The organism is Sanguibacter sp. HDW7, from assembly GCF_011300875.1.
GTDB lineage: Bacteria > Actinomycetota > Actinomycetes > Actinomycetales > Cellulomonadaceae > Flavimobilis.
On record NZ_CP049862.1, the window covers coordinates 1,025,328 to 1,039,130 of the forward strand.

General features: G+C 71.8%; 25 protein-coding genes. 3 read left to right on the forward strand and 22 right to left on the reverse strand.

Going from position 1 to position 13,803, the window contains the following annotated elements; genetic code table 11:
• Positions 1-104: 104 nt before the first annotated feature.
• On the forward strand, positions 105-605 hold the full coding sequence (locus G7063_RS04680) for a hypothetical protein (RefSeq protein ID WP_166413360.1): 501 nt from the start codon (positions 105-107) through the stop codon (positions 603-605).
• Here the strand turns inward: G7063_RS04680 and G7063_RS04685 are convergent.
• The 22 genes from G7063_RS04685 to G7063_RS04790 form a co-directional block, all read right to left on the reverse strand.
• Positions 595-1,509, reverse strand: a complete 915-nt coding sequence (locus tag G7063_RS04685) for a hypothetical protein (RefSeq protein WP_166413361.1) — start codon at positions 1,507-1,509, stop codon at positions 595-597. The genes G7063_RS04680 and G7063_RS04685 overlap by 11 nt on opposite strands.
• 11 nt (positions 1,510-1,520) lie before the next feature.
• Positions 1,521-1,736 (reverse strand): hypothetical protein, encoded by a 216-nt coding sequence (locus tag G7063_RS04690; protein ID WP_166413362.1) that lies wholly within the window; start codon positions 1,734-1,736, stop codon positions 1,521-1,523.
• Positions 1,729-2,112: a hypothetical protein gene (locus tag G7063_RS04695; protein ID WP_166413363.1), complete on the reverse strand. Its 384-nt coding sequence runs from the start codon at positions 2,110-2,112 to the stop codon at positions 1,729-1,731. Before G7063_RS04695 ends, G7063_RS04690 begins: the two co-directional genes overlap by 8 nt.
• On the reverse strand, positions 2,109-2,306 hold the full coding sequence (locus G7063_RS04700) for a hypothetical protein (RefSeq protein WP_166413364.1): 198 nt from the start codon (positions 2,304-2,306) through the stop codon (positions 2,109-2,111). The genes G7063_RS04695 and G7063_RS04700 overlap by 4 nt, the downstream gene beginning before the upstream one ends.
• 280 nt (positions 2,307-2,586) lie before the next feature.
• A complete protein-coding gene (locus G7063_RS04705) occupies positions 2,587-3,117 on the reverse strand; it encodes a hypothetical protein (RefSeq protein ID WP_206188208.1) in 531 nt (176 codons plus the stop codon).
• Positions 3,118-3,131: 14 nt separating this feature from the next.
• Entirely contained in the window at positions 3,132-3,572 is a 441-nt protein-coding gene (locus G7063_RS04710) for a hypothetical protein (protein WP_166413365.1), read from the reverse strand.
• 238 nt (positions 3,573-3,810) lie between these two features.
• Entirely contained in the window at positions 3,811-6,426 is a 2,616-nt protein-coding gene (locus G7063_RS04715; RefSeq protein ID WP_166413366.1) for a phage/plasmid primase, P4 family, read from the reverse strand.
• Positions 6,416-6,736 carry a hypothetical protein gene (locus G7063_RS04720; protein WP_166413367.1) on the reverse strand — a complete coding sequence of 107 codons (321 nt, stop codon included), beginning with the start codon at positions 6,734-6,736 and terminating at the stop codon, positions 6,416-6,418. The genes G7063_RS04715 and G7063_RS04720 overlap by 11 nt, the downstream gene beginning before the upstream one ends.
• A gap of 97 nt (positions 6,737-6,833) precedes the next feature.
• Positions 6,834-7,577, reverse strand: coding sequence for a hypothetical protein (locus tag G7063_RS04725; RefSeq protein WP_166412508.1), 744 nt, complete (start codon positions 7,575-7,577; stop codon positions 6,834-6,836).
• Positions 7,578-7,603: 26 nt separating this feature from the next.
• Entirely contained in the window at positions 7,604-8,470 is an 867-nt protein-coding gene (locus tag G7063_RS04730; RefSeq protein ID WP_166413368.1) for a hypothetical protein, read from the reverse strand.
• A complete protein-coding gene (locus G7063_RS04735) occupies positions 8,467-8,898 on the reverse strand; it encodes an HNH endonuclease signature motif containing protein (protein ID WP_206188209.1) in 432 nt (143 codons plus the stop codon). The genes G7063_RS04730 and G7063_RS04735 overlap by 4 nt, the downstream gene beginning before the upstream one ends.
• Positions 8,895-9,155, reverse strand: coding sequence for a hypothetical protein (locus G7063_RS04740; protein ID WP_166413369.1), 261 nt, complete (start codon positions 9,153-9,155; stop codon positions 8,895-8,897). The genes G7063_RS04735 and G7063_RS04740 overlap by 4 nt, the downstream gene beginning before the upstream one ends.
• A 1-nt stretch (position 9,156) precedes the next feature.
• Positions 9,157-9,525 carry a hypothetical protein gene (locus G7063_RS04745; protein ID WP_166413370.1) on the reverse strand — a complete coding sequence of 123 codons (369 nt, stop codon included), beginning with the start codon at positions 9,523-9,525 and terminating at the stop codon, positions 9,157-9,159.
• 74 nt (positions 9,526-9,599) lie between these two features.
• Positions 9,600-10,328, reverse strand: coding sequence for a helix-turn-helix domain-containing protein (locus G7063_RS04750; protein ID WP_166413371.1), 729 nt, complete (start codon positions 10,326-10,328; stop codon positions 9,600-9,602).
• A complete protein-coding gene (locus G7063_RS04755) occupies positions 10,328-10,702 on the reverse strand; it encodes a hypothetical protein (protein WP_166413372.1) in 375 nt (124 codons plus the stop codon). The genes G7063_RS04750 and G7063_RS04755 overlap by 1 nt, the downstream gene beginning before the upstream one ends.
• Entirely contained in the window at positions 10,699-10,839 is a 141-nt protein-coding gene (locus G7063_RS04760) for a hypothetical protein (RefSeq protein ID WP_166413373.1), read from the reverse strand. The genes G7063_RS04755 and G7063_RS04760 overlap by 4 nt, the downstream gene beginning before the upstream one ends.
• Positions 10,836-11,237: a hypothetical protein gene (locus G7063_RS04765; protein ID WP_166413374.1), complete on the reverse strand. Its 402-nt coding sequence runs from the start codon at positions 11,235-11,237 to the stop codon at positions 10,836-10,838. The genes G7063_RS04760 and G7063_RS04765 overlap by 4 nt, the downstream gene beginning before the upstream one ends.
• Positions 11,234-11,542, reverse strand: coding sequence for a hypothetical protein (locus G7063_RS04770; RefSeq protein WP_166413375.1), 309 nt, complete (start codon positions 11,540-11,542; stop codon positions 11,234-11,236). Before G7063_RS04770 ends, G7063_RS04765 begins: the two co-directional genes overlap by 4 nt.
• A complete protein-coding gene (locus tag G7063_RS04775) occupies positions 11,539-11,904 on the reverse strand; it encodes a hypothetical protein (protein WP_166413376.1) in 366 nt (121 codons plus the stop codon). The genes G7063_RS04770 and G7063_RS04775 overlap by 4 nt, the downstream gene beginning before the upstream one ends.
• Positions 11,901-12,161: a hypothetical protein gene (locus G7063_RS04780; RefSeq protein WP_166413377.1), complete on the reverse strand. Its 261-nt coding sequence runs from the start codon at positions 12,159-12,161 to the stop codon at positions 11,901-11,903. Before G7063_RS04780 ends, G7063_RS04775 begins: the two co-directional genes overlap by 4 nt.
• Positions 12,162-12,235: 74 nt before the next feature.
• Positions 12,236-12,427: a hypothetical protein gene (locus G7063_RS04785; protein WP_166413378.1), complete on the reverse strand. Its 192-nt coding sequence runs from the start codon at positions 12,425-12,427 to the stop codon at positions 12,236-12,238.
• A gap of 1 nt (position 12,428) precedes the next feature.
• The gene (locus tag G7063_RS04790) at positions 12,429-12,659 is read right to left on the reverse strand and encodes a helix-turn-helix domain-containing protein (RefSeq protein WP_166413379.1); all 231 of its coding nucleotides are present in this window, start codon (positions 12,657-12,659) and stop codon (positions 12,429-12,431) included.
• Positions 12,660-12,800: 141 nt separating this feature from the next.
• Between G7063_RS04790 and G7063_RS04795 the strand changes: the two genes are divergently transcribed.
• Together G7063_RS04795 and G7063_RS04800 are read left to right on the forward strand one after the other, a co-directional pair.
• Positions 12,801-13,367 carry a helix-turn-helix transcriptional regulator gene (locus G7063_RS04795; RefSeq protein WP_166413380.1) on the forward strand — a complete coding sequence of 189 codons (567 nt, stop codon included), beginning with the start codon at positions 12,801-12,803 and terminating at the stop codon, positions 13,365-13,367.
• Entirely contained in the window at positions 13,364-13,750 is a 387-nt protein-coding gene (locus G7063_RS04800) for a DUF2510 domain-containing protein (protein WP_166413381.1), read from the forward strand. Before G7063_RS04795 ends, G7063_RS04800 begins: the two co-directional genes overlap by 4 nt.
• Positions 13,751-13,803 lie beyond the last annotated feature (53 nt).

Genomic DNA, 13,803 nt, shown 5'->3' on the forward strand with positions numbered 1-13,803 from the left:
GGGGTCCTCCAGGCGGTGCGGGTGGTGCGGAATGTCGGTGGTGCGTGGGATGGTGCGCGCGGTGCGACGGCTATCCGGGCCGGCGCCGTCGACAGGGAGATGGCATGGAAGCGTGGGCAAGCGTGATCGGCACGGTCGTGGCAGCTCTGGCGTTCTGGACGAGCTTCGACCCGAGGGTCACGGCGGACGGACGGCGGCAGGCTCGGCTCAGGCGGGACCTGGAGCTGCTGGCGGCGATGCCGGAGGGGGCGGCAGCGCGGCGGCTTAGGGACGAGGTGGCGCGCGCAGCGGACAAGATGCTGGACGAGCGTGCGCGGGACAAGACGGTCGAGCGCGCTCCGTGGGTCCTGTTCGCCATGTTCGCGTTGTCGGTCGCCGCGTTCACGGCCCTGCCGGCTGTTCCGACGGACACCGTGTGGGGGTCCGTGTTGTTCTCGGCTGGCGCTGTGGTGGCTGTTGGGCTGCTCTCCGTATCGACGGTTGGCCTTGTGGCGCTCGCGATCATGAGCGTGCTCCGTGACGTCGGCACGGTTCGCGCTTGGGCTTCGCGGCGGTCGGCGGCGAAGCGGGATGCTCGTTCGGTTGAGGACGCGGTCACGGAGTAGGGCCTCCCTCGGCGGCGAGACGGTCGGCGCGGGCGGATGCGTCGTGCAGGCACTCTCGCTGTGCTTGCCGGTAGCCGCGCCACCACTCGTCGTCCTCGTCGCCCACGTTCACTCCCCGTGTGTCGGCGAACGCTCGGAGCGCCTCGGCCTGCACCTGGGCGCGGGACTCACCCGGCCACTCGGCGAGCACGGCGTCGACCTTCTCGGACACGCGGTCGCGGAGGAATGCTCGCTCGGGCGCTTCCCATCGCTCGTCCCACTGCTCGCGGGTCAGGCCGTTCAGGGCCGCCGACAGCGTCTCCCGGTCGGGTCGGACGGGCGCGTGCTGCCGCACGACGGCGGCGACCTGCTCGGCGACGTGGACAGCGTGCCCGACCGTAGACTCATCGGCGATGCCACACCGGCAGCGGATCTGGTCGCCGGGCGCGGTCCAGTCCACTGCATGCGCGAGGACGAGCGCGGCCACGGTGTCCTGGCCCTGCTCGCTCGGGGCGGTGGTGCGCAGTTCGTCGGACAGACTCTTGCTCAGCCCTGCGACCTTCTCGCTGAGCCGCTCGGCCCGAGCCTCGGCGCTCAGCGCGCGGCGCTGCCACCGGACCGCCGAGCTCACGAAGTCGTCCAGAGTCTCTTCGTCGGCGGACGCCTTGTCCAGGGACTGCCGCAGCCGCTCGACCTCGGCCTCGGCTCGCATCGCCCGGGAGTAGCCGCGCTCGGCCTGCTCGTCGCAGCGGTGCTCGTCGAGCGCGCGGATCGCGCCCTCGCGCGCGTCCTCGGCGGTGACGAGGGCGTCGAGCAGGCGGATGGTGCCCTCGGCGAGCACCTGTTCCTCGCCGCCGTAGGAGTACAGCCGCTCTGCGCACTCGCGCATGGTGGCGCGCTCGTCAGGGGTGATCGGGTCAGTCATCGTGGGCCTCCTCATGATGCGTTGAACGTCAGGGCGACGCTGCGGTCGCGGGTCTGCATGATCTTGTTGATGACCATCCGGCCGACCTCGGCCGCGAACTCGTCGGTCGGCCGGATGCACCGGAAGCCGTTGAGCCACACGTGGTCCACGGTCTCTAGCGCGTCGGCAGTCTCGTAGTCCTGTCGCACCTTGGCGTGCCACTCGGGTCCAAGAAGGTCGTCAGTCACGGTCGTTCTCCTTCGGGGTGGTGTCGATGTGCGCGGTGATCGCGGTGTAGGTGTCGCAGGGGAACGCCTGACGACAGCGGTCGCAGATCGGTGGGAAAGGCCTGTAGACGGGTGAGTGCAGGGCGAGCACGTCGCGGATCGCGGCGGACAGGGCCGGGACGTCGGTGCGGGCGTGCGCGATGAACTCCGCGTCCGACGCGCTCTCGACGCCACGCCCGGTGCCGCCGTAGCAGTACGACCCGCACGAGACCTCGGTCGAGACGACCTCAGCCCACTGCCCGACGCACTGGTTGACCGTGCGGCCGTCGGCCTCCCACGGTCCTTCGGTGGCGTCCTCGGCGCGCTGGGTGATGTCAGCAAGCGACGGACGGGTCATGACGGCTCCTTCGGGAGGGTGGCGTAGTGGTCGCACATGTCGGCGTTCGCTTCGGCTCGGGTCGCACGGCGGGGCGAACCGTCGTAGTCGGCGCGGTACAGCGGGACGAGCAACGAGAACAGGCCGACGGCGTATGTCCCCCTGTAGAGGGAGTGCTTGCGGTCGCAGCGCTCGCAGCGCGGCATCGTCTTCATCGCTTGCTCTCCTTCGGGTGCGGGACGGTCTGCACAGGCGGATCACACGGCACCCCGTCACCCGGGAGAGCGCCGCACGCGCGGCAGCCCTGGTGGACCGGGTCGTGGTCGTGGACGGGGACGGCGGCGCGGCGCTCTGCGAGCGTCAAGCGCTGCCCCGGCGTGAGATCGACGTGCGCCCACCGCCGACGCACGTGCCCACCACCGCGCCACACCATGTGCCCGCCCGAGGGGCACGAGTCGTCACCCGTGCAGTCAGCCGCGAGCGGCTTGCGCGCGCTCACCGGGCCACCTCCTGCGCGCGCGACTCGTCCCGGACGTCCGCGACGCTGTCCGTGTCCGTGTCCGTGTCCGTGTCCGTGTCCGTCTCGAGGGGTGTTCCCCATCCGCGGGTGCGGAGGAGGTGGAGGGCGTCGGCGAGGGTCATGCGGATGGGGATGCGGGCGGTGACGGCCGGCAGGCCGAGCGGGTAGCCGAGGTCGCCGAGGCGCCACCAGGCCCACCAGCGGTGTGCGTTGGTGAGGCCGACGCCGGCGCGCTGGGTGACGAGGAAGGCGTGGGCGGCACCGGCGTTGACACGTCCGCGTTCGGTTTCATCGAGCCAGGTGGCGATGAGGTTGTCGCTGGCGGTCTTGGCGGCGGCGCCGCCCTTGACCTCGACGACGAGCCCGGGGCAAAGGCCGACGTCGCCGCGGTCGAGTCGTCCGGTGAGGGCGAGGCGGTCGGCGAGGGGGAAGCCGCGGGTGCGGGCGGCGCGGACGACGGCGGTTTCGGCGGCGGTGCCGATGTCCTTGGGGCGGGTGCGTGCCATGGGTGTGCTCCTGGTCAGTAGGGCGGCTGGTCGCCGCTGGCGGCCGCGCGGGTGCGGGTGATGGTGAGGGTGTGGGTGGTGAGGGGGCCGGTGCAGGCGTGGGCGGCGAGGACGATGTGGCGTTCGGGGTGGGCGGGTGTGAGGCGTCGGGCGCTGTGGGGTGTGCGGTGCCAGAGCTCGTAGCGGCCGGGGGCGCCGTGGAGGGTGTAGGTGGGGCGGCCGAGGATGATGGCGGCGCCTTCGGCTTGCGGTGTGAGGGGGTTGGGGTCGGTGGTGGCGAGGAAGGCCATGACGTGGGCGTCGAGGCCTTGGAGGGTCCAGCGACCGCAGGTGGGGCATCGGTGGGGTCGGGCTTTGCCGGTGCCGAGGTGTGGGGGTGCTCCGGTGCGGGTGGTGTAGGCGCGCATCCAGGCGGGCTCGGATGAGGTGGCGGGGTGGTCGAAGAGGGTGGTCATCGGGGGCTGCCGACGTCGTCTGCGGAGGGGGTGTGACGGGTGACGCGTGTTCCGGGTTTGGTCGGCTCACACGGGTGTGTGCGCGCGCGCGTGACGCGTGCAACTGGAGAGAACCTGTCACCCGTCACAGGCGTCAGTTCAGAAGTCGCGTCACACGTGTCACACCTGCGGAAACGCTGCCTGCATGTGTCACGTTCGGGGTGTGACACGTGACAGGTGCGACCTGTCACCACGGCGGTCACCACCCGTCCGCCAGGGTTGAGGCGACCTCGTCGCGGCCGTCAGCGTCGTCGCGTGACACGTCCTCGGATGACGTGTCACGCAGTCGGATGCCGTCGTAGAACCGGGTGGCGCGGGTGCGGGCGGACAGGACGCCGAAGCGTGCGCGGAGCTGCTGGGCGAACGTCTTGGCGGTGACCGGCTCTTCGCCCTCGACTCGGCACCAGGTCTCGTAGGCGGCCCGGAGGGTGGCGACCTTGACGTGGAGGTGCTGGGCGTTGGGGTCGCCGGTCTCGCACATCTCTTCGACGAAGCGGGCGACGGTGTCCTGGTCGGCGGCGTAGGCGTCGGTGGCGACGCGGACGGCGGCGGGTTCGGCCAGGCCGTGGGCGAAGTAGTCGGCCGCCCCCTGGATGAGCCAGCCGAGGATGGCGGGGCCTTCTTCGTCGACGAGCCGGTCCTCGAGGTCGGCGATGCGGGCCTCGGGCGGGACGGTGTGCTCGAAGGGCAGCATGCGGACGCGGCGCCAGAAGGCGGGGCCGCCGGCGCGGACGTGGGGCTGGTGGTTGGCGAGGAGCCAGAGGGTGTGGGTGGGCGTGAACGAGAACCAGTCCTGCCGCATGAACCGGCCGGAGATGGTGTCCTTGCCGGTGAGCATCTTGATCTTGGCTTCGGCGAACCGCTGTCCGTCCTCGAGCTCGGAGGTGATGACGAGGCGTGCGCCGGCGAGGCGGGCGATCTCGGTGGGGTGGCCTTGCTGGGCGGTGGCGAGGAGCATCTCGGCGGGTGCGCTGATGGAGTAGCCGTCGTCGCCGACGCCGACGATGCGCTGGATGACTCCGGCGAGGGTGGTCTTGCCGTTGGCTCCGGAGCCGTGGGCGAACGGGAGGAGCTGTTCGAGGACGACACCGACAAGGGAGACGCCGAGGAGCCTCTGGATGTAGGTGGTGAGGTCGGGGTCTCCGGCGAAGGTGTCGGCGAGGAACTTGTCCCAGAGGGGGTGGGGTGCGTCCAGGTCGGGGGTGACGGTGGTGGTGCGGGTGTGGAGGGCGGCGGGGTCGGGGGCGGTGAGGGTGGCGGCGCGGAGGTTGATGACGCCGCCTGGGGTGTTGAGCTCGTAGGGGCGGGCGTCGAGGGCTGCGAGGTGGGTGGCGGTGCGGTGGTCGGTGCGGGCGAGGGCGACCATGGCTTCGATGCCGCGGCGGGAGAGGCTGTAGCGGCGGTGCTTCTCGGCGGGCTTGTCGTCGTCGGGGAGGTTGCGGGCGACGGTGCGGGCGAGTTCGTTGACGTGGCCGGCTTCGTCCCAGCGCCAGCGGGAGCCGGTCCAGGTGAGCCACTGTCCGCGCTGGGGGACGTAGCGGATGTGGTGGCCGTGGGTGTCGACAAGGAGGAGGGCGTTGCCGTCGTCAGTGTCGGTGTAGGCGAGCGGCTCAGCGTGCGTGGAACTGCGCGCAGTCGCAGGTGCGGGTGCCGCAGGCGTGGGGGCCGGTGCGGTCTTCGGCGTGCTGGCACTGGGGGTGTCCGCAGGTGCAGAGGGTGTGGCGGCGGGGGTTGTCGCCGCTCGTGCAGATGCAGATGACGATGCCGCAGGTGTGGGCGTCCATGAGGTGTCTCCGTTCGTGGGTGGGATGAGGCCGTCGAGGGATTCGGCGACCTCGTCGGGGATGGGGCGCAGGCGCTCGCGTCGTTCGCCGAAGCCTGCAGAGTGGAGGGCCTTGGCGGCGGCGGAGTGGTCGCCGCCGTGCTCGAGGACGGCGAGGGCGCCGAGCTTGGTGTACGGGGTCTCCTGCGCGAAATCCGTGCTCGAGGTGAAGACGTAGAGCCTGTCGCGGTCGTCGGCGTGGCCGGTGGTGGCGGAGAAGCCGGAGCCGAGGGGCTTGCCAGGGCGCAGCCAGTAGCGTGTGCGGCCGCGGGTGGTGACGTGCGTCCAGCCGTGGGGGGTGAGGATGTCGGTCCAGTCGGTCTTGTTTTCGTAGTCATCGCCGGGGGTGATGCCCTGGGTGGGGTCGTGCGGCGCGACGGGCGCGCTCGTGGCGGGTGCGCGGTCGGGCTGGGTGTCGAGGGTGCGCAGGAGGTCGTGGAAGGCCTGGCGCTCGGCGAGGGTGAGCAGGGGTGCGGTGGCAGGTCCGCCGACGAGGCGCTGCCAGGGGCGGCCGGAGGCGTGGTGGCGGGAGGGGGCGACGACGACCTGACCGCCTTCGCCGCGGGTCTCGGCCAGGACGAGGCGGTCGTGGTCGCGGGCGAGCTTGAGGTTGCCGGGCACTTCGCCGTCGATGCGGTAGTGGAAGTGGAAGCCGCCCGACGGGCTCATTTCGGCCCAGCCGGTGGTGACCTTGGTCCAGAGGTCGCCGAGGCCGGTGCCGTCGGCGAGGGCCTTGAGGTCGGGCAGGCGGTGGGCCGCGCGCCCTTCGATCTCGGTGAGCTCGGCGTTGCCAGAGACGGCCCCCTGGACGACCCCGAGGTCGTAGTCGGTGTCGGTGAACCAGCGGCGCACGGCGGGCTCGTCGGGGCGCTGGGTCGTGTACTGCTTCCACGAGGACAGGGCGGGGGCCTTGGTGCCGTCGTTGCGGATGGGGATGACGGAGTAGCCGTGGGCAAGGAGGTCGAGGGCGGCCTCGAGAATGTCAGCGGCCACCGGAGCGGATCTCCTTCGACTTCACGGCGATGCAACCGGACTGGCTGCGGACGATGGCCGGGTAGCCCGAATCGGGCCGCGCGGCGGCCTCACGAGCGACGTCCTGCGCGGCGGCGTCTAGTGCGCGCAGCCACCACGTGCCAGCCTCCGGACCGGCCGACCAGACGCTCCAGCGCCCTTCGACGCGCCAGAGCGAGACGGTTGTGCCGAGCACGGGGGTCGAGCCGCGCGGGGCGAGCATCGCGCTGCGGTCGCTGGGTGGGAGGTCTCGGACGAGGGCGCCTTCGGCGCGAGTGCGGGTCGTGCTCATCTGGTCCTCCAGTGGTGCTCGTGCATGGGTGGTGCGTGGTCCCCGCGGCCCGGCTCGGACGGGCTGCACACCGGCTGTGGCGTGGGGCGCGTCGCGGTCAGGCGGCGCGGATGATGCCGATGACGTCGGGGGTGAGGCCGGTGGCGGCGGCGATGGAGGTGTCGTCGAGGCCGACAGCGATGAGCTGGCGGGCGAGCGTGCCAGCGTCGGGCGCTGCGGCCGGGGCGGCGGCGGGCGCGGGGGCCTGCGGTACGGCGATCGGAGCCGCGACGGGCGCGGGCTGCTGCACTGGGGCGGGGGCCTGCTGGACGGGCGCGGGAGCCGCGGCCTGCATGACCTGTGCCGCGACCGTCTGCTGCACCGGCGCGGGTGCCTGGACGGGCGCGCCCGCCATGAGCGCCGCGTTCCCGGCGGACTGGTACGCGGCCTGCCAGTACTTCCGCGACCGCTTGTCCTGCGGGTCCTCGCGGTGCGTGAACGACACCGTGATCACGCCGCCGGGCTCGAGGCCGGCCGCACCGGCGTTGCGCACGGCGTCGCGCACGTCGCCCTTGAGATAGCGGCCCTCGATGAAGAGGCGGCGGGTGCCGTCGTCGCCGTCGATGGTGGGGTCGCGCAGGTCGGTGGCGAGGTCGACGTAGATCGACATGATCGGGTCGCCGGACGGGTAGGTCTTGAGGGCGCCGCCGCCGGGGTTGTTCGGGTCGTAGTCCCGCTCCTGGTAGACCGACGGCGGGGCGAGGATGCGGCCGCTGATCGTGTCGCCGGGGTTGGGGAACTTGGCGGAGGGGACGCCGCCGCCTCCCATGAGGACGTCATTGGCGCTGGGCTGGTTCGTCATCTTCGTTCTTCTTCCTGGGTGTGCCGTCAGGCGGCGGGGATGAGCCCGGCGAGGGAGTCGACCGGGTCGCGGTGGCCGGGAGCGGTCATGCCGATCCCATCGGAGTAGCGCGCGCAGTCCCAGCAGCGGGGCGCGCGCGGCAGGCTCGTGATCCACGCGTCACGCGCACCGACGGAGATCGAGGCGAGCGCGAGGATGTTCGTGTGCAGCTGGTTGGCGCGCTCCAGGGCGCGCTCGGCGCGGCCGCGGTCGTGCGGCGCGGACCACCAGATCGCGTCGTCGAGGGACTGGGCGTTCCTGGGCAGGTAGGCGATCGCGACGTGCTCGATGCGGTGCCCGGAGTCGTTCCAGCCCTTGGCGTACAGGTCGGCCTGCACGCGGTACACGGCCGAGGGGCCGGCCTTCGCGGTGCGCAGGGTGCTGGCCCCGACGACCTTGAAGTCGATGACGGTGCCGGTGACGACGTCGACGAGGTCGGTCGAGCCCCACACCTCCGTTGCGCCGATGTGTCCGACCATGACCTTCTGCTCGGACAGCCACCGACGTCCGGTGGTGTGCAGGGCGTTGCGGTCGGACTCGTGGAGGTTGAAGACGTCCTCGCACCACGCATGGACGGCGGTGCCGATGGTGGTGAGCCAAGGGATGCCGCGCTCGGTCTCCTGCCAGCCTGCGAGCTTGGCGGCGAGGCAGTGGTCGCAGGGGTTGCCGATCTCGGACGGGCCGATGCGCTTCTGCAAGGAGCGCGGGTGGTTGACGATCGCGTTCTCGATGATGGAGCGCACGTCGCGGAGCGACTGCTTGGGGTCGCCCCCTTCGAACGGCTGGATCCACGGGGGCAGCTCGCTGTAGTCGAACGACGTGGGGTCGTGCTGGTCGGGGACGTGGAGCGTCATCGTGCGGTCTCCTTCCTGGTTCCGTGGGCGTGTCCTCCGCGGGCCTTGTTGGTCTCGTCGGTGACGGCCTCGAGGTGCTCCGGGTTCGCGCAGCGGCGGTTGCAGCAGAGGTGGTCGATCACGTAGTCGGTGGGGATCGGGCCGACGTGCTGGACGTACACCCAGCGGTGGACGTAGTGGACGGACTTGCCGATGCCGACGGCGCCGTACCCGTTGCGCAGGGCGCCGGTCCACTCCCAGCAGCCGGTCTCGGGGTTCGTGATGAGACGCGGGTAGACGCGCTCGGCGACCGTGCGGCCGGGGCGGCGCGTGTAGCCAGCACTGCCGGTCGTGCCGCTGCGCTTGCGCCGCATGTAGTGCATGCCGCAGAGACCGTGAGCACCCTTGCTGGTGTCCTGGGTGCAGTCGGTGACGGTGCACGAGCTCACGGGGTCACCTCCGTGGACAGGTCGAGGCGGGCACCGTCGGTCATGGCGTGGGAGAGGGCGTGGAGCATCCCGGCGAGGGCGTCGACGGTCTCGTGGGCGTCGTCGCCGACGGCGTTGGTGTGGATGTCGAAGCGGAGGGCGGGGTGCTCGGGGTCCTGGTCGTGCTCGCCGACGATGACGACGAACGGCACGTCGTCGGGGATCGTGGGCGGCGTGCGGGCGCCCTTGACGGACGCGGTGATCGCGAGGCCGGACATGTCAGCGGACCTCGACGGTGGGCTTGCCCTGGTCCTGGTACTCGGCGAGCGCGGCGGGCGCGAACTGCTCCTTGACGGCGGCCGTGTCGAGCGCGGCCTTGTACAGGGCCGGGTAGGACTCGACGGGGAACGCGGCGGTCAGGCGGCTGGTGGACAGGCGGCGGGCGCCGGCCTTGACGATGACCTTGTAGTCGCCGACGGCGAGCGAGCCGATGGGGAGGCGGGTGGCGAGGATTGCCTTGATCTCGGCGATGCGGTCGACGTCGGCGGCGATGGCGTCCTGGCGCTTGGCGAGCTCGGCGGCGAGCTGCTCGATGTCGATGAGGTCGTCGGCGGTGAGCGGGGCGGGGGTGGCGGTGGTGTCGTTCACGGTGTGCTCCTGGGTGGGCGTGTCGTGGATGGTGCGGGGTGGTGTGTGGTCGGCGGTGGACGCGCCGGCCACGGTCAGGCGGCGGTGCGGGCGCGGGCGCGCACGACGGTGCGAGTCGTGACGCCGAGGCGCTCGGCGATCTCGGCGGCGGTGTGTCCGCGCTCGGTGAGGTAGCGGACCTGCGCGCGTCGCTCGTTGGTCGTGAACTGCTGGTTCGGGGTGGCGTTCCAGCCGTGCTCGGGCGTCGCGGTGGGGTCGTCGAGACGGTCGTCGTCCCACGCGAGGGGCGGCGCGTACCTGGCCTCGGCGGCGCGCCTGCGGGTGATCGCAGACGGGCCCGGCCGCATGGACAGTGCGTCGTACGCGGTGATGATGCGGTCGTGGGTGTCTCGGGCGATCCACGTGCCGCGCTGGTGCATGATGGCGCCGCTGCGACGGGGCGGGAGGCCCGCGGCCTCGCTGATGTGGATGTGCGTCCAGCCGAGGGCGAGGAGTGCGCTGATGCGGCGGCGTGCGCCGACGTTCGGCACGAATCCGGTGTGGCTCGGCCGGGTGTGCACCTGGTCGGCGCGCACTGCGAGCACGGCGCGGGCGATGCGCACGCTGGTGCGGTGGGACTTGCGGATGCGGTGGATGGTGGAGAGCTCGACGCCGGACAGGTCGGCGATCGCGCCGTAGGTGAGGCCGGCGTCGAGCAGACCCACGATGTGGGTCTTGACCGGCCCTGCGGGGACGGTGCGGATGACGCCGCGGTCGCGGTCGTACTGCCAGCGCTTGCGGTAGGCGGTCTGGTCGAAGGTCATCAGGCGGCCCTCCCGGGGATCGAGCCTGTGCGGTGCTGCCCGCGGTGCATGCGCGCCTGGTACTCAACGTCGCTCTTGACCGTGTTGGCGTACTCCCAGGCGCAGTGCCCGCAGCGGGCGATGCGGCGCGTGCTGGTCGCGTTGGAGACGGTGACGAGCGGGCGGGCGATGGCGGGGTTCTCGGGCATGAGGGCCTCCTGGGGGATGCCGAGGACGGCGATGAGGTGGCGGGCGTCAGCGACGTCGCGCGCGCCCGCGGCGACGGTGCGGGCTGCGGCACGCTGCGTGGCGAGGTCGACGCCGTACAGGACGATCGCGGCGTCGACGGACGGGGCGAGCTGCGTCATGTCCAGGCCCGTGCGGGTCGCTCTCATGCGAGGCTCACCGTCCCGTCGGGGTGGACCATGACGGCTTCGCGCGGCACCTCGCCGAGCAGATCGACGAGCGTGACGTCGAGGGTGTGGCGGTCGCCATCGGACGCCCACGCGATGATCGGGTCGACGTCGCTCATCGCGTCCCCTCGATCAGGCCGGCGCGGTGCTGGCCGCGGTGATAGTTGGCGTGCTCGCGGACGACGACGAGCGCGTCGGAGGAGTACGTCCACGGGCAGTGGGTGCACACGACGCGGTGAGGGGCGCCGTGGGCTCCGCGCTCGAGGCGGATGACGGGCCGCCCGATGGGGATCGCGGACGGTGCGGTGTCGGGCTGGGGGTCGACGTGCTCGAGCTCGCCCGCCCAGTACGCGGCGCGCACGGACCCGACGGGGGTGTCGGGGGTGTCGGGGGCGGCTTCGATGATGATGCGCGGGTAGCGGTCGTGCGCCTGGACCTCGACGACGACGCCCTGCCGGTGGAAGGCCATGCCGGGGCGGGTGCGGACGCGGTCGCCGATCTTGAACGTCGCGCTCATGCCGCCACCTCCTCGTCCGCGTCGTCGCGCTCGGCAGCCGCGAGGTCGGCAAACGTTCCGCCGTCAGGGAAGACGAGCTTGTCGACGTCGATGACGACTCCGGTGACGGCGTGCACGACGTGCGCGGTGCGGGCGGCCTGGACGGCAAGGTCGGTCTGGATGCCCATGGCGAGGTCGGCGTCGTCGAGCGCGTCGAACGTCAGGCCCGCGAGCGCGCGGGCGTCGGTGGCGCGCTCGACGACGCCGAGGCCGTAGCCGGCGACGAGCGCGGCGGTCGCGATCGCGACGACGATCCACGGGTTCATCGGTCCGCTCCTGCCCACGCGATGACGAGCGAGGCGAGCGCGACGATGTCGCCGGTGGCGCCCTTGACGCGGACCCATCCGGCGATGCGCGTCTCGGCGACGTGCACGTCGACGTCGACCGCACCGGGCACGACGTCGAGCGCGTGCGTGCCGATCTGCTCGGCGAGGTGCTGCGCGTCGAACTGGTCGAGGTCGTCCAGGCACGTCGCGTCCTCGTGGGTCATCTCGACGTCGAGGACGTGGCCGCGCTCGCCAGCGAGCACGTCGAACGTCACGCGCACGGTCACCTTGCGGTTCGCGGCTTCGAGGGCGGCGTCGTGGCGCTCGACGTCGAGCGCGATCGCCATGTCGTGGCGCGTCATGCGGGCTCACCGCCCGTGATCGCACGGACCGACTGGACGTGGGTGGCGCGCTCGTGGATGAGCGCGCGGACCCGCAGGCCAGCGCCGACGTGGTGGTGGCGGCCGCGCAGCGGGTCGACGTGGCGGCCGTTGGCGCGGGCGCGGGCGACGAGCTCGGCGGTGCGCTGCTCGCGGGTGTGGGGTCCGGCGTGGTGGCGGGGCCCGGCCGGGACGAGCGCGAGGAGCGGCGGCTCGTAGGGGTTGCGTCGGGTGCTCATGGGAGGATGCCTCTCGTAAGTCGGTGAAGCCCGGTTCTGCTTGGTCGTGGGGCCGGGCTTCGTCGTGTCTGGGGTCAGGCCGCGTCGGCGGTCTGGGTGGCGCGCTGGGCGCGGATACGGTCCTCGAGCTCGGCGAGCGTGGGACCGGTCGGCGTGTACGCGATCCGCGCGGCTTCCTCGACGGGGAGGGAGTCGCGCAGGGCGTAGGCCTGGGCGATGGAGGTGCCGGCGGCGGTGATCGCCGCGGTGCGCGTCGTGGCAGCCACGTCAGACCGTCTCCAGCTCGAGGACGAGTGCGGCGAGCGGGACGCCGAGGGCGTCGGCGGCCTTGCGTGCGAGCTCGGGGGTGAGCGGCTTGCGGCCGGCCTCGATGTTCGCGAGGTACGAGTGCGAGATCTCGAGGGCGGTGGCGAACGCGCCCTGGCGGATGCCGTAGGCCTCACGCAGGGCCCGCAGGGTGGCTCCGGTGCGCTTTCGTTCCGGTTCGGTGTTCTGCATGTTCCACATCGTGCAGGAACAAGCGGGAACATGTCAAGCGGGGCGGCAGGAACGGAGGCGAACAGATGCGTTTCCGCAGGTCGCGTGGGAACCACAGGAAAGTAGTTTCATGCCTGGTTTTCCGCATCGACGTGCGGGTTCATGCCGCTCGATCGGCTGGTGTTTCTTCCCTCGATCCACCACGCTGGACCTGTGAGCGAAAGAGACTGGGCCCGACTAGGGCGCGAAGTTGTCCATGCGCGCGCACGCACGGGCCTCGACACTTCCAAGGCGCTTGCCGACAAGATGGGCGTCTCGGCGCGCATCGTCGGCGAGATCGAGAACGGGCGACGCGAGTCCTACAGCACGACCACGATCGCGAAACTCGAACAGGCCCTCGGCTGGGTCGAGGGCAGCGTCTCTGCGGTACTTGCCGGCAGCGCGCCCACCTCCGTGCGCCCCGCCTACGTCACCGAGCAGGTCGGCAGGCGCAAGGTTGCGATGTACCAACTGCCCGTGTCGGTGCAGGAGGCTAGTGACGCCGAACTTCTTGCCGAGATCGCGCGACGGTTTGCACGAACGGCTGAGCGCGATCATCGCGAGCCAGTCGGCGGCTTCGATCCCGAGCTCAACCGGGCGCCCGATCGCGACGACTTCGACCTGGTCGCCGACGACGCCCGCGGCCACGACCACGAGACCGAAGACGAAGACAGGGAGATCGAACCGTGAGCGCCCAGCACCCCGAGGTGGACCTCACCGCCACGAACGCGCCGCGCCCCACCGAGCGTGGATGGCACCCCGATCCGTCAGCGCCTGGCACGGAGCGCTTCTACGACGGCACCCGCTGGACTGGCGAGACCCGCGACGCGAGCCCGCGCCCGCTCCGGGGCGGCGGGGTGCCGGTCGGCGTCGGCATCGCCTTCGCGTTCACGGCCTGCATCTGCGCCGTCATCGGGGCGATCACCTCGGCGCAGGGATACGACGGCGCCCGCGACGCAGCGGGCTGGTTCGTCTTCGCCGGGATCGCTGGCACGGTCGCGACGATCAACGTCCTGTTCGGCGTGTACCGGATCGCCGAGCAGGTCAACGCGACCTACCTGCGCGGCCAGTAGAGACCTCCGGTGACAGGTGACACGTGTTCCGATGTTGAGCGGCTCACGCCTGT

Bases quoted from the DNA above. Each gene is read 5' to 3' on its own strand.
- G7063_RS04685 (WP_166413361.1), bottom strand. From the start codon at position 1,509: ATGACTGACCCGATCACCCCTGACGAGCGCGCCACCATGCGCGAGTGC.
- G7063_RS04775 (WP_166413376.1), bottom strand. From the start codon at position 11,904: ATGACGCGCCACGACATGGCGATCGCGCTCGACGTCGAGCGCCACGAC.
- G7063_RS04730 (WP_166413368.1), bottom strand. From the start codon at position 8,470: ATGACGCTCCACGTCCCCGACCAGCACGACCCCACGTCGTTCGACTAC.
- G7063_RS04795 (WP_166413380.1), top strand. From the start codon at position 12,801: ATGCCGCTCGATCGGCTGGTGTTTCTTCCCTCGATCCACCACGCTGGA.
- G7063_RS04695 (WP_166413363.1), bottom strand. From the start codon at position 2,112: ATGACCCGTCCGTCGCTTGCTGACATCACCCAGCGCGCCGAGGACGCC.
- G7063_RS04765 (WP_166413374.1), bottom strand. From the start codon at position 11,237: ATGAGCGCGACGTTCAAGATCGGCGACCGCGTCCGCACCCGCCCCGGC.
- G7063_RS04760 (WP_166413373.1), bottom strand. From the start codon at position 10,839: ATGAGCGACGTCGACCCGATCATCGCGTGGGCGTCCGATGGCGACCGC.
- G7063_RS04770 (WP_166413375.1), bottom strand. From the start codon at position 11,542: ATGAACCCGTGGATCGTCGTCGCGATCGCGACCGCCGCGCTCGTCGCC.
- G7063_RS04700 (WP_166413364.1), bottom strand. From the start codon at position 2,306: ATGAAGACGATGCCGCGCTGCGAGCGCTGCGACCGCAAGCACTCCCTC.
- G7063_RS04740 (WP_166413369.1), bottom strand. From the start codon at position 9,155: ATGTCCGGCCTCGCGATCACCGCGTCCGTCAAGGGCGCCCGCACGCCG.
- G7063_RS04710 (WP_166413365.1), bottom strand. From the start codon at position 3,572: ATGACCACCCTCTTCGACCACCCCGCCACCTCATCCGAGCCCGCCTGG.
- G7063_RS04790 (WP_166413379.1), bottom strand. From the start codon at position 12,659: ATGCAGAACACCGAACCGGAACGAAAGCGCACCGGAGCCACCCTGCGG.
- G7063_RS04755 (WP_166413372.1), bottom strand. From the start codon at position 10,702: ATGAGAGCGACCCGCACGGGCCTGGACATGACGCAGCTCGCCCCGTCC.
- G7063_RS04720 (WP_166413367.1), bottom strand. From the start codon at position 6,736: ATGAGCACGACCCGCACTCGCGCCGAAGGCGCCCTCGTCCGAGACCTC.
- G7063_RS04750 (WP_166413371.1), bottom strand. From the start codon at position 10,328: ATGACCTTCGACCAGACCGCCTACCGCAAGCGCTGGCAGTACGACCGC.
- G7063_RS04725 (WP_166412508.1), bottom strand. From the start codon at position 7,577: ATGACGAACCAGCCCAGCGCCAATGACGTCCTCATGGGAGGCGGCGGC.
- G7063_RS04680 (WP_166413360.1), top strand. From the start codon at position 105: ATGGAAGCGTGGGCAAGCGTGATCGGCACGGTCGTGGCAGCTCTGGCG.
- G7063_RS04780 (WP_166413377.1), bottom strand. From the start codon at position 12,161: ATGAGCACCCGACGCAACCCCTACGAGCCGCCGCTCCTCGCGCTCGTC.
- G7063_RS04705 (WP_206188208.1), bottom strand. From the start codon at position 3,117: ATGGCACGCACCCGCCCCAAGGACATCGGCACCGCCGCCGAAACCGCC.